We start from the raw sequence: 13,503 nt of genomic DNA, 5'->3' as shown, positions 1-13,503 counted from the left end.
TTGATATGGGTTGGTGGTGGGGTGGGTAAAGTTTGCTTTGGAAGTGTTGAAAGTGTGGAAAATAATTACACTGAAATAAGTTGTTGTGGTTTGAAGTGTTTGGTTGCTGTCGTTGATTGTTAAGTGTCTTGTTTGGGTTTTGCTAAAGTTACATCTCCGTGTTATTACTTTTGATCAATGGCTTGCCGCTGACTGAATAAGTTGTTTGTTCGAGTGGTGAGTTAAATTGCGACCTGCGTGTCGCACGTCTAAAGCCATAGCAAGGAATAAACTATGAATGATTTACAAGGAAGTAACGCCTCTTCGGTAACCGTAGCAGGTCCGGCAGTGAAGTTGTCGAAGTTTGAAGTCAGGTTCGATGCCTTCTCCAGTGTTCAGTCCAAAAGTTTGTATGGTAATGGCCGGATGCAAGTCCGGGTCATGGTTTTTGCAGAAGGTGAGGATGCGGACGGGAACCCGGTGCCGCTGGCTTATTACCCGGATCTCTTGACGTTGAAGTTGATTCAATACCGGGACGGCCGGCCGTTAAGGGATGGCTGGACTGTGAGCAGTACTGAGAACGAATATACCCATGACATGCCGGGTGGCAGCCAGGCGGCGTTGGCCAGCAAGGTATCGACACAATCTTTGGCAACCCGACCTGTTGAATTCTGGGTGTCCTCGAACCGAGCGGAGTCTTTGGATATTGCGGCCGAAATCACGGTGGCCGGGAAAGTATTCAGGACCAACAATACGGCCAACCCGTTTGGTGATAGATATGATTCTGCTGTAACACTCATCGCCGTCCCCCCTGTTACCTATACGGTTGAGCAGTTTTCCTGGGTGCCGCAGCGTGTCGGTGGCGAGTTGGACGGTGATGTTATCTATCGCTATCAACTGGGGTTGTACCTGTCCGCCAAACAAGTTCGTTTGTTGTCGTGGACTAGCACACAATACGCTCCACATTATCCACCCGTAGAATTTTGCAGTTCTGGTGACCTGGGGAGTGGTAAATCGATACGGCATTTTATGGGCGTCTTTCCCGCAGTACATGTCAGTCGGGTTGATGTGAACCTGCCGGGTGGTGCTTCGCATCATTACTATCTTCCGGTAAACCAGAATCGTGGTGAACTAACGGTTGTTCTTGGGCAATCTACCAAGTATTACGATAATGCGCGCGTGCGTCGGGAACCTTATCGGTTTTCTATTATTGATGAATATGGTAATGAACACCGATTGATGATCGGTATCAATTTAACTAACGCCAACTTCACCTTGCTGCGTGGCTGATGGCTGATGGCCGGTGGCTGGCTAATGCCGGCTACCTCTCGCGTGTTTCTATTGATTTATATATTTATTTGATAAGGAGTGCTTGGTGCTATGGATAGCTCAAGTCTGTATTCCAATGCTTTTAATTTTGAAGATTTCATCTCGGGCGGGGTTGATCCGCGCACGGGGTTATATACGGCGGCTCTATCGCTGTGCGAGATAAAGTCCGGTGCGTTGAACGGTCCATCGCTGCCTGTTCAGTTGCAATTCAATCCGCTCAATCGTACTGACAGTGGTTTTGGTTCGGGTTGGGCGTTGGCATTGACGCGTTATGACGTGCTTGGCAAGACGATAATGTTGTCCAACGGCGAGAGTTATCAAGCCGCGGAGACCTCCGGCGTGTTGGTGTTCAACGAGCTCAAGCTCAACACCGTCAAGGTCACTAAACTTTCCAGCGTTGATTACCATGTGGTCCACAAAAGCGGGTTGCGCGAAGAGTTGCGGGTTTACGGCTCAAGCAACATGGCAGTACCGATGCGGATTGTCTCGCCCAAGGGTGCAACGGTGGTGCTGGCGTACACTTCGATCAATGGACGTCCGGTGCTGAGTGAAATCAGGGAAGCAGAGGCGGGGAGCTCGGGGCGCGTGCTGTTGAGCGTGATTCGCAACGCGAACGTGCGAGTGGTGATGTACCCGGGCTCGGCCTGTGAGGCGAGTTTCATGCTCTCGCAATCCAGCAGCCAGGCAACGGTGAGCCTGCCCAAGGGAGGCGCCTGGGTTCTGGGTTTGCAGCAAATTGGCGGTGTGACGTGTGTGACCTCGGTGGAAACCCCCCAGGGGGGCCGCGAGACCATCAGTTACAAAGCGGTCGGACATCGCCTTCCCCCGCAGGCGCCTATGCAATCGATACCGTGCGTCAGTTCGCATACCGTTTTCCCCCGTCATGGTCAGCCAGCCATCACTCGGCAGTACCAATTCTCGGACGCCAACTTTCTCGGCGGGGCGGCAGGTATCAACTGGTCAAACACAGGGGATAACCTCTATCGCGCGGCCACCCGGTTTACTTACAGTTCTACCGAGCGGCTGATGTCGGGAGACAGGGTTCACCGGTTTGTCGTGCGTACCTACAACAAGTTTCATCTGTTGATTAAAGAAGTCGCGACGTGCGGCGATGCCGTCAGTACTCAGGACATCGAATATCACTTGCTGCCTGGGGAAAGTCTTGCCAGACAGCCTGCACAGTTCCGTTTACCGAAAACCCAGACATGGGTGTACGAAAATCGTTCGTCGAAGCTCAAATCCGTTCCCAAAGTCACGGATACCGTCTATGACGAGTACGGAAATCTGCTCAAGAAGGTTGAGCCCAATGGCGTGACAACCGTATTTGAGTATTACCCCGTCGGCGGGAGCGACGGCTGCCTCGCCGACCCGTTGGCGTTTGTGCGTTTTGAAAAGCAGCGGACGGTCATTCCGACTGCCGGGCTGGCAGCGGCGGCGACGAAGATCACTCGCTCGCGGTACCAATTGTTGCCGCTGCTTGAAGGGGCCGTTACGCCAGATGTGGTGCTCGTGCAGGAGCAGTTGCTTGAGGTCATTGGGAGCCATGCAACGCTGCGCCTGCAGACCGATCACGAGTATCTCAGCAGTCCCGCCGACCCTCGGCGCCACGGTTTGCCGCAGCAGCAGACCATGACTCAGGACAACAAGTCGACCCTGCTGCAATTCGAGTACGTGCTCAATGGCACCTCCCTGACCCGCAAAACCACACAGAGAGGATTCGACCGTACCAGCAAGACGACGACCCAGGTCTTCTCCGCGCTCAACGGTGTGAAACTGTCCGAGCACAATGAAGACGACAGCATGCTGACATTCGAATACGACTCGCTGGGTCGGGTCGTGAGCGAAACCGTGGCGCCCGACACGATCTTCAAGGCAACTCGTATCACGTCCTATGAACTGGCCCGAGGGAGTGACACACCTGCCGCGATTCTCGGCACCGATGCCAACAATGTTCAGCACAAAGTCATTTACGACGGCCTGGATCGGGTGATTGGCATCGAGGAGCAAGACAGCGACTCGACGCAGAATTCGGCGGGGGGCGTAATGAAGCCGGTGCTCACGGCCCGGCACGATGTGCTGGGGCAGAGGATCGAAGAGGTTCGGACCGATTGGTGGGCGGGACGCCAAGTGGTAATGAAAACAGGTTTTGTCTTTGATGACTGGGGGCAGATCAAAAGCATTCTTCACCCCGATGGTCGGACAGAGCACCAGGACATTGATCCGGTATCGCGCACCGAAACCCGATGGGTCGACGGTATGGGCAAAAAAGTCACCCGCTTCAATTTCTTCGACAAGCCGGAAAGCGTCGAGGTGTTTGATCTTCAGCAAGGAAGCCTGGGCAAGACGACGCAAGTTTATGACGGGTTGGGCCGTACGGTCAGCCAGACGGATCCGGTCGGCAACGTGACCCTTTTTGAATACGATGTATTCGATCGTTTGTGTGTCAGCGTATTGCCCGATGGCACCCGGGTGGAAACCGCCTATGCCAGTCACAGTCGGGCCGCGTTGCCCACTGAACTCAAAGTGGCCCAGCGCAGCGTGGGGCAGCAAGTGTTCGATGGCTTGGGCCGAATGACCGAAAATCGTGTCGGCGGCCGGGTGTCCACATTGGGCTACACGGCAGGCCACTCCCAGCCGGCCTGGAGTCGCACGGCCGGTGGCGATCAGATCCACTATCACTATGAGTCCGGCCTCAGCGGATGCATGACGTCGCGCAACGCGGGCGAACTGTTGGCCGGCTACCACTACGACGCGCTGGGCCTGCCGACGAAGCTGGCGGAGCAAGGGCGCGAAGCTGTTCGAGAGTACTACCCGTCCGGACGTCTGAAAGCTGAAACACTGACCGGTGCAGGTCACCGCCATAACGTTCGTTATAGCTACTCCCTGGAAGGGCGTCCGCTGACCTTCACCGATGCCCTCGGGGACGAACACAAAACTGACTACGATGAGTGCGGGCGTCCGATTTCCTATGAACAACCTTCCCTCAAGGCAACTTTTGCCTATAACGGTCTGGGTCAGCTGATCACGGTCAGCACCGTGGAGAAGACCACGCAACGCTCGCTGGTCACTCGGATCACCTATGACGACCAAGGGCGAGAGGCCTCGCGTCGTTTTGAGATCAGTGGCCAGGAAGCGCACACCCTGACGTCGAGTTACACCCTGGCGAACAAGCTGGCGCAGAAGATCTGGAGACAGGGCGGCACGTTGTTGCGCGATGAGCATTTCAGCTATGACGTGCGTGGACGCCTCCGCCAGTACACCTGCACGGGCGAGCAGCGGCCGGTCGACCCCTATGGCAAGACGATCAACCGGCAAACCTACGTGTTCGATGCGATGGACAATCTCCTGACCCTGACAACCGAATTTTCGGGCGGCGTGAACGTGGCGAGCTATCGGTACAGTGCAGCAGATCCGACACAGTTGATCGGCATTTCTCACACGCACAAGGATTATCCAGCGCCAGTGGAGTTGCGGTACGACGCCAGTGGTCGATTGATCAAGGATGAGCAAGGACGTGCCTTTACTTACGATGTGCTGGGACGATTGACTCAGGTGGCCAGCGCGGTCGGAGCGGTTATCCGTGGTTATCGGTATGACGGTCAGGATCAGTTGGTCGAACTTTCGCAACCAACGGGGGCGGCCACCTTGCGCGTCTATCGAGACGATCAGGTTGTCAATGAGATTCGCGGCAACGACAACTGCACGCTGATGCGCCAGGACGCGATTGTGCTCGGCCAGCAGTCGCGTGGGCAGGACGCGGGAATCCGGCTGTTCGGTGTCGACCAGCAGCAGACGGTGCTCACTGAGTTGAAAGGAACGCAGCACCAGGATCTGGCGTTCACCCCTTACGGTCATCATCCGGCCGAGGGCGGATTGTTCAGTCTGTTGCGCTTCAGTGGCGAGCAACTTGATCCCTTGACCGGTTTGTACCTGTCAGGCAATGGCTACCGGGCCTACAGTCCGACGCTGATGCGTTTCCTGAGCCCCGACAACATGAGCCCATTTGGTAAGGGGGGGCTGAATCCTTACGCCTATTGCGGGGGCGATCCGATCAACCGCGTCGACCCGACCGGGCACTTCTGGAAGGCGCTGTTAGGGGTGTTTCTGGCGGTGGCAGGCGTGGTGATCACCGTTCTGACTGCCGGAGCTGCAACACCCTTGGCGATCTTGAGTATCGGGCTGGCTGTCGCGTCTGCCGCGGTGGGTATTGCGGATTCGATCATTCAGGAGGTTGCCCCGCATCTGGATCCCAGCGGGATTCTCGGCTGGGTGAGTCTGGGGTTGGGCGTGGGCTCGATGGGCGCTGGCTGGGTCAACTCGGCCACCAAGGGGGCAGGAGGTTTTGCTTCGAAAGTCGCCAATGGTTTATCGAAGGGGCCGAGCGCCGGGGGGATTTACGGTGCGCTTGAGCTCGGTTACGGCCTGTCTGATCAGTTGGGCGCGTTTGATTCGAAAGGTTCCAGTGGCGTTGACCCTTACGCGGGTGTCGACCCCTCAAACATTACCGGAGCCGCGATATTCAAGAATAGGCCCTCGTCCGAGCGTGGGACGTTGTCCTCTCGCATGACCCAGGCATCAGGGGCCAGACAGGGGCGGCCGCGCGAGGCGGCTGGCGACGAGGGCGGTTCCCATTCTCAGGTGCGGGAACTTTCGGCACATCGTCTGGCGTTTACCTAAGCTTTTTCGACGCCGCGATCTTGTGAGGTCATTGCGATGAATGGCGCGTTCCGGGTGTCATACCGGTTTGATTGCCAAGGTTTTTGAGGCGCGTTGTTCGTGCTGCTGCAACGCCCACTCCACATGCTCGCGAACCAAATCGGACGGGCTCTCGCGCCGCGCCTTCAAGGCTTCCAGCACCGGAATCGTTGAGGGCGCATTACCCAAACCCACCGCCAGATTGCGCAACCAACGCTCATAACCCGCTCGCCGTAACGGCGAACCTTCGGTACTGCTAAGGAACTTCTCCTCATCCCACATGAACAGCTCTGCCAACTCCGCGTTGTCCAGATTGTGCCGTGGCTTGAAGTCGCTTTCGCCGGACGGACGGGCGAAGCGGTTCCACGGGCAGACGATCTGGCAGTCATCGCAACCAAACACCCGATTGCCGATCAGTGGCCGCAAATCTTCCGGGATCGCGCTTTTCAGTTCGATGGTCAGGTAGGAAATGCAGCGTCGGGCATCCAGCACGTACGGGCCGACGAAGGCGTTGGTCGGGCAGATGTCGAGGCATGCGGTGCAACGGCCGCAATGTTCGGTGCTGTGTGGCGGGTCAACCGGCAGCGGTAGGTCGACAAACAGTTCGCTGAGAAAGAAGTAACTGCCGGCCTTGCGATTCAGGACCAGGGTGTTTTTACCGATCCAGCCAAGACCGGCCTGTTCCGCGATGGCTTTTTCCAGCACTGGCGCGCTGTCGACGAAGGCTCGGAAACCAAACGGGCCGATTTTGGCCTGAATTTTATCGGCCAGTTGTTGCACGCGTTTACGGATCAACTTGTGGTAATCACGGCCCAAGGCATAACGCGAGACGTAGGCTTTTTCCGGTTGTGCCAGTCGTTTGGCCATTTCGGTGTCGCCCGGCAGGTAGTCCATGCGTAGGGAAACCACCCGAAGTGTGCCGGGCACCAGCTCTTCCGGGTGTGAGCGTTTGCTGCCGTGGGCGCCCATGTAGTCCATTTCGCCGTGGTAGCCGGCCGCGAGCCAGCGCTCCAGGTGCTGCTCATGCTCGGCCAGGTCGAGGCCGCTGATGCCGACTTGCTGAAAGCCCAGCTCGCGGCCCCAGTCCTTGATGGATTGGGCGAGGGCGGGCAGGTCTGTGGTAATTGCGGGCATGAGGCGAGAGAAACCGGAGCTGAGGTGCGTATAATTCTGCCAGACATCGGAGCCCGAAGACGCATGCCGCACACTAAAGATGATTTACCCGACGTGCTGTATAGCGCCGCGCAAGTGCGAGCACTCGATGCGAGCCTGATCGCGGCCGGCACACCGGGCTTCGAATTGATGCAGCGCGCGGCGCGGGCGACCTGGCGTGCGCTGGTCCGGCATTGGCCGACGGCGAACGAATTGAGTGTTGTGGCCGGCCACGGCAATAACGCCGGCGACGGTTATCTGGTGGCCGTGCTGGCCCGACGTGCCGGCTGGCATGTACGGGTGTTGGCGGCTGGTGACCCCAAGCGTTTACAGGGTGACGCGGCATTGGCCCATGCAGAGGCCGTGTCCGAAGGTGTCGCGGTTCAAGCCTGGAGCGCACAGTCCGAGTTGCGCGGTATCGTGCTGGATGCCTTGCTCGGCACCGGTCTGACGGGAGAGGTGCGAGAACCCTACGCGGGCGTCATCGCAGCGATCAATGGCAGCGGGCTGCCGGTTGCGGCAGTGGATATCCCTTCGGGGTTGTGTGCTGATACCGGCCGAATACTCGGCGCTGCGGTGCGGGCTGACCTGACCGTGACGTTCATCGGCCTGAAACTGGGTCTGTTCACTGGCGATGCTGCAGACGTGGTCGGCGAGTTGGTGTTCAACGATCTGCAAGCCTCCCCCGAGTCGTTTAACGGAGTCGCCATCAGTGCACGTCGCCTGACGGCCAGTTCCTTGCCGCGTCTGGCGGGCCGGGCTCCAACCTCCCATAAAGGCAAGTTCGGCCATGTATTGCTGATCGGCGGTGATCGCGGCTTTGGCGGCGCCATCCTGCTGAGCGCGCAAAGTGCGCTGCGTAGTGGTGCGGGCATGGTGTCGGTGGCGACGCGCAGTGAGCATGTTCCGGCCGCGTTGGCGAGAATCCCCGAAGCCATGGTGCTGGGCACTTCGTCGGCCAATCAACTGATGGAACTGCTGCAAAAGGTTTCCGTGCTGGTTGTCGGCCCAGGCTTGGGTCAGGCTTCCTGGGGGCGCAGTCTTTTGTCGGCGGCTGCCAACGCGCCGCTGCCGCAAGTCTGGGACGCCGATGCATTGAATCTGCTGGCCACAGAGCACGTGAGCTTGCCCAAGGATTGTGTGATCACACCGCATCCGGGCGAGGCGGCGCGACTGCTGGGGATATCAACTGCCGAAGTTCAGGCTGACCGCCCCGCTGCCGCTCACGCATTGAGCAAAAAATACACAGCTGTCGTGGTGCTGAAAGGCGCCGGCAGCCTGATCGCCAGCCCCGAAGGGCGCCTGGCGTTGTGTCATCAAGGCCATCCGGCCATGGCCACCGCCGGTTTGGGTGATGTGCTGGCCGGTCTGGTCGGCGCGTTGCTGGCTCAAGGCATGGAGGCGTTCGACGCCGCCTGCCTGGCCGTTTGGCTGCATGCCAATGCCGGCGCGCAAGAAGGTAAATCGGGCCGTGGGCTGGCGGCCAGTGATCTGATTCCAGCCATTCGTCAGTTGTTGGAGGAGCAAGCACCGTGTCTGAAGTAACCCTGTACCTGGCTGATGAAGAGGCGATGACCGCATTTGGCGCACGCATCGCACAAACCACCGAAGGGCACGGTCTGATTTTTCTCGAGGGAGATCTGGGCGCGGGGAAAACCACGCTGTCCCGGGGCATCATCCGTGGCTTGGGGCATGTGGGCGCGGTAAAAAGTCCGACCTTCACCCTGGTCGAACCCTACGAGATTGGCGACATCCGGGCCTTCCATTTCGACCTCTACCGCCTGGTCGATCCTGAAGAGCTGGAGTACCTCGGTATCCGCGACTACTTCGAAGACGACGCGTTGTGCCTGATCGAGTGGCCCGAAAAGGGTGCAGGCTTTTTGCCAAAGCCCGACCTGACCATTACCATTAGCCCGCAAGATGGCGGGCGTTCGCTGAAAATTTTGTCCCAGGGCTCGCGTGGCGAGTCGTGGTGTGCCGCTTTGGCATTGGAAACCAATTAAATGATGGGGTTAGGTATGCGCTTTCGCGCGATGGTAGCTGCCGTAGGATTGTTGTTTTTGGCGGTGACCGTCGACGCTGTGGCTGAGACGAAAGTCAACAGCGTTCGCCTGTGGCGGGCTCCGGACAACACACGACTGGTGTTCGACCTGAGCGGTCCCGTCCAGCACAGTGTCTTTACCCTGACCGCCCCGGATCGGCTGGTCATCGACATCAATGGCGCATCCCTGGGGGCGCCGCTGAACGTCAACAGCTCGAACACTCCGATCACCGCCATGCGCTCGGCTCAACGTACGCCGACCGACCTGCGGGTGGTCATCGACCTGAAAAAAGCCGTGACGCCGAAAAGTTTTACCCTGGCGCCAAACGCCCAGTACGGCAATCGCCTGGTGGTCGACTTGTTCGATAACGCCGCCGACGCCGCGCCAATTCCGGCGCCAACCAATGTCGCGACGGTCGCCCCGGTGCCGGTCACTCCGGTGGAGCCTGCGGTGAAGCTGCCGCCAGCCCCGGCCGGCAAGCGCGACATCATTGTGGTCATCGATGCCGGTCACGGCGGCGAAGACCCGGGTGCCTCCGGCTCTCGCGGTCAGCGTGAAAAAGACGTGGTACTGGCCATCGCCCGTGAACTGCAGCGTCAGGTCAACGGCATGAAAGGCTTCCGCGCCGAACTGACCCGCACCGGCGACTACTTCATCCCGTTGCGCGGCCGTACTGAAATCGCCCGCAAGAAGGGCGCCGACCTGTTCGTTTCGATTCACGCCGACGCCGCACCTTCGGCCGCTGCCTTCGGTGCCTCGGTGTTCGCCCTGTCTGATCGCGGCGCGACCTCGGAAACGGCCCGTTGGCTGGCCGACAGCGAAAACCGTTCCGACTTGATCGGTGGTGCCGGCAACGTCAGCCTGGACGACAAGGACCGCATGCTGGCGGGCGTGCTGCTCGACCTGTCGATGACTGCCTCCCTGACCTCCAGCCTCAACGTTGGCCAGAAAGTCTTGAGCAACATCGGTCGCGTCACGCCGCTGCACAAACAGCGCGTTGAGCAGGCCGGGTTCATGGTGCTGAAGTCGCCTGATATCCCGTCGATCCTGGTGGAAACCGGGTTCATCTCCAACGCCAACGAAGCTTCCAAGCTTGCCGCTGCGAACCACCAGCAAGCGCTGGCGCGTTCGATCAGCAGCGGCGTGCGCCAGTTCTTCCAGCAGAATCCGCCACCGGGCACCTACATCGCCTGGCTGCGTGATTCCGGTGGGATCGCGCAAGGTCCTCGTGACCATCGGGTGAACCCCGGCGAGACGCTGGCGATGATTGCCGTGCGATATCAGGTGTCTCCGGCCACGCTGCGCAGCGCCAACAAACTGTCGAGTGATGAGCTCAAAATCGGTCAGCACTTGACCATCCCCGGCACTGAACTGGCGGCCAAAGAATGAACCAGGTGCTGACCAACACGGCTCGCATCGAGCTGCTCAGCCCGCGACTGGCGAACCAGATTGCCGCCGGTGAGGTGGTTGAGCGCCCGGCTTCGGTGATCAAGGAGCTGCTGGAAAACAGCCTCGACTCCGGCGCCAAGCGCATTGATGTCGATGTGGAGCAGGGCGGCGTCAAGTTGCTGCGGGTTCGCGACGATGGCAGCGGCATTTCGGCCGATGACCTGCCGCTGGCTCTGGCGCGCCACGCCACCAGCAAAATCCGCAATCTGGAGGACCTCGAGCAGGTCATGAGTCTCGGGTTTCGCGGTGAAGCACTTGCCTCGATCAGCTCGGTGGCGCGTCTGACCCTAACATCCCGCACCCGTGATGCCGATCAGGCCTGGCAGGTCGAGACCGAAGGCCGGGACATGGCGCCTCGCGTGCAACCAGCGGCCCATCCGGTGGGCACATCGGTGGAAGTGCGCGACCTGTTCTTCAACACCCCGGCACGACGCAAGTTTCTCAAGACCGAAAAAACCGAATTCGATCACCTGCAAGAAGTGATCAAGCGTCTGGCGTTGGCGCGCTTCGACGTGGCGTTCCATCTGCGCCACAACGGCAAGACCATCCTCAGCCTGCACGAAGCCCATGACGACGCGGCCCGTGCCCGGCGTGTGGCGGCAATTTGCGGTTCGGGTTTCCTAGAGCAGGCGCTGCCGATCGAGATCGAGCGCAATGGCCTGCATTTGTGGGGTTGGGTCGGCTTGCCGACGTTCAACCGCAGTCAGGCGGACTTACAGTATTTCTTTGTGAACGGCCGTGCCGTACGCGACAAACTGGTGGCCCACGCGGTGCGCCAGGCCTATCGCGACGTGCTGTTCAACGGTCGGCACCCGACATTCGTGCTGTTTTTCGAAGTCGATCCGGCAGGCGTTGACGTCAACGTGCACCCGACCAAGCACGAAGTACGTTTCCGTGACGGGCGCATGGTTCACGACTTCCTCTATGGCACCCTGCACCGCGCCTTGGGCGATGTGCGGCCGGAAGACCATCTGGCCGCGCCTGTCGCGACGGCCATCGTTCGACCGACCGGCATTGATGCTGGCGAGTTCGGTCCACAGGGCGAAATGCGTCTGGCGGCCAATGCCTTGCTGGAACAGCCTCAGGCCCAGCCGTCGTTCAATACGCCGGCCGGCTCGGGCGCTGGTGCCGGTTATCAATATCAGTACTCGCCGCGCCCTCAATCGGGTGTGCCTGCGGCTGAAGCTCAGGCCGCCTACCGTGAGTTTTTTGCGCCGCTGCCAGAAGCCAACGCGGTCGCGCTACCGGCCGGGCAGGATGATATTCCGCCGCTGGGTTATGCACTGGCGCAGCTCAAAGGCATTTATATTCTTTCGGAAAACGCCCAGGGCCTGGTGCTGGTGGACATGCACGCCGCTCACGAGCGGATCATGTACGAACGCCTGAAAATCGCCATGGCCAGCGAAGGCCTGAGCGGTCAGCCGCTTCTGGTGCCGGAGTCGCTGGCAGTCAGTCAGCGCGAAGCCGATTGCGCCGAAGAACACGTCGCGTGGTTCCAGCGCCTGGGCTTTGAATTGCAACGTCTGGGCCCGGAATCCCTGGCCATCCGGCAGATTCCGGCCTTGCTCAAGCAAGCTGAAGCCAATCGATTGGTCAGTGATGTACTGGCGGATCTGATGGAGTACGGCACCAGTGACCGGATTCAGGCGCACCTGAACGAATTGCTCGGCACCATGGCCTGCCATGGCGCGATTCGTGCGAATCGGCGTCTGGCCCTGCCGGAAATGAACGGTCTGCTGCGGGATATGGAAAACACCGAACGCAGCGGTCAATGCAACCATGGCCGACCGACCTGGACCCAATTGGGCCTGGACGATCTGGACAAACTGTTCTTGCGCGGTCGTTGATGAACCAGCTCCCTCCTGCGATTTTCCTGATGGGGCCGACCGCCGCCGGCAAGACCGACCTGGCCATCGAACTCACCAAAGTCCTGCCTTGCGAGCTGATCAGCGTCGATTCGGCGCTGGTCTACCGTGGCATGGACATCGGCACCGCCAAGCCTTCAAAAGAGCTTCTGGCTGAATTTCCACACCGTTTGATCGATATTCTTGATCCGGCAGAGAGCTATTCGGCCGCCGATTTCCGTCGTGATGCCCTCGAAGCCATGGCCGAGATCACCGCGCGGGGCAAAATTCCGCTGCTGGTGGGCGGCACAATGCTCTATTACAAGGCTTTGATTGAAGGTCTGGCAGACATGCCGGCGGCTGACCCGGCCATTCGCGCACAGATCGAAGAAGAGGCTGCACGCCTTGGCTGGCAAGCTCTGCACGAGCAATTGGCGGTCATCGATCCGGAATCTGCAGCGCGTATACATCCGAACGATCCTCAGCGCCTCAGTCGAGCACTGGAAGTTTATCGCGTCAGCGGTCAGAGCATGACTGCGCTACGCTTGCAACAATCTGCGCAAAGTACTGAAGCAGCCGCTTCGGGACTGCAACAATTGCCCTATACTGTCGCGAACTTGGCCATTGCTCCGGCAAATCGCCAGGTACTGCATGAGCGAATTAAACAAAGATTCACTTTAATGTTGGAACAGGGATTCATTGACGAGGTCGTAGCCCTGCGTAAGCGAAGTGACCTGCATGCCGGGTTGCCGTCTATACGTGCAGTAGGCTACCGACAAGTCTGGGACTACCTGGATGGCAAGCTGACGCAAGCCGAGATGCAGGAGCGTGGAATCATTGCCACGCGCCAATTGGCGAAGCGCCAGTTCACCTGGCTGCGCAGTTGGGCTGATTTACACTGGTTGGACAGCCTGGATTGCGACAATCTGCCGCGCGCCTTGAAATACCTGGGGACCATCTCCATATTGAGCTGAGTCCTTGCAATTGCCGTCTATCCTTGGGGGTCTGACGGC

At 59.2% G+C, this 13,503-nt stretch carries 8 protein-coding genes; 7 read left to right on the top strand and 1 reads right to left on the bottom strand.

The genetic code is table 11. The annotated features are described in order from the left end of the window. The first annotated feature begins 273 nt into the window (after positions 1–273). Positions 274–1,269 carry a hypothetical protein gene (locus CKW16_RS04590; RefSeq protein ID WP_095127403.1) on the top strand — a complete coding sequence of 332 codons (996 nt, stop codon included), beginning with the start codon at positions 274–276 and terminating at the stop codon, positions 1,267–1,269. A gap of 78 nt (positions 1,270–1,347) precedes the next feature. Next, positions 1,348–5,985, top strand: coding sequence for an RHS repeat domain-containing protein (locus CKW16_RS04585; RefSeq protein WP_256580443.1), 4,638 nt, complete (start codon positions 1,348–1,350; stop codon positions 5,983–5,985). Positions 5,986–6,042: 57 nt separating this feature from the next. Here CKW16_RS04585 and queG read toward each other — a convergent pair whose 3' ends face one another. After that, a complete protein-coding gene (queG, locus tag CKW16_RS04580; RefSeq protein ID WP_095127401.1) occupies positions 6,043–7,137 on the bottom strand; it encodes a tRNA epoxyqueuosine(34) reductase QueG in 1,095 nt (364 codons plus the stop codon). A 63-nt stretch (positions 7,138–7,200) separates the two neighbouring features. On the opposite strand from queG, the gene CKW16_RS04575 reads away from it, so the two are divergent. The 5 genes from CKW16_RS04575 to miaA are packed head-to-tail and all read left to right on the top strand — an operon-like array spanning position 7,201 to position 13,464. Further along, positions 7,201–8,700, top strand: coding sequence for an NAD(P)H-hydrate dehydratase (locus CKW16_RS04575; protein WP_095127400.1), 1,500 nt, complete (start codon positions 7,201–7,203; stop codon positions 8,698–8,700). Then, positions 8,688–9,158, top strand: a complete 471-nt coding sequence (gene tsaE, locus CKW16_RS04570; RefSeq protein ID WP_046045717.1) for a tRNA (adenosine(37)-N6)-threonylcarbamoyltransferase complex ATPase subunit type 1 TsaE — start codon at positions 8,688–8,690, stop codon at positions 9,156–9,158. Before CKW16_RS04575 ends, tsaE begins: the two co-directional genes overlap by 13 nt. Further along, complete coding sequence (locus CKW16_RS04565) at positions 9,159–10,586, top strand: N-acetylmuramoyl-L-alanine amidase (RefSeq protein WP_095127399.1); 1,428 nt, start codon at positions 9,159–9,161, stop codon at positions 10,584–10,586. Beyond that, the gene (gene mutL, locus CKW16_RS04560) at positions 10,583–12,493 is read left to right on the top strand and encodes a DNA mismatch repair endonuclease MutL (RefSeq protein ID WP_095127398.1); all 1,911 of its coding nucleotides are present in this window, start codon (positions 10,583–10,585) and stop codon (positions 12,491–12,493) included. Before CKW16_RS04565 ends, mutL begins: the two co-directional genes overlap by 4 nt. Then, positions 12,493–13,464, top strand: coding sequence for a tRNA (adenosine(37)-N6)-dimethylallyltransferase MiaA (gene miaA, locus CKW16_RS04555; RefSeq protein ID WP_095127397.1), 972 nt, complete (start codon positions 12,493–12,495; stop codon positions 13,462–13,464). Before mutL ends, miaA begins: the two co-directional genes overlap by 1 nt. Positions 13,465–13,503 lie beyond the last annotated feature (39 nt).

Origin of the sequence: Pseudomonas sp. Irchel s3h14 (assembly GCF_900187425.1) — a bacterium.
In the GTDB taxonomy this organism is placed as follows: Bacteria; Pseudomonadota; Gammaproteobacteria; order Pseudomonadales; family Pseudomonadaceae; genus Aquipseudomonas.
Note: the sequence above shows the minus strand (reverse complement) of the source record. Positions and strands in the feature narration are given on the sequence as shown.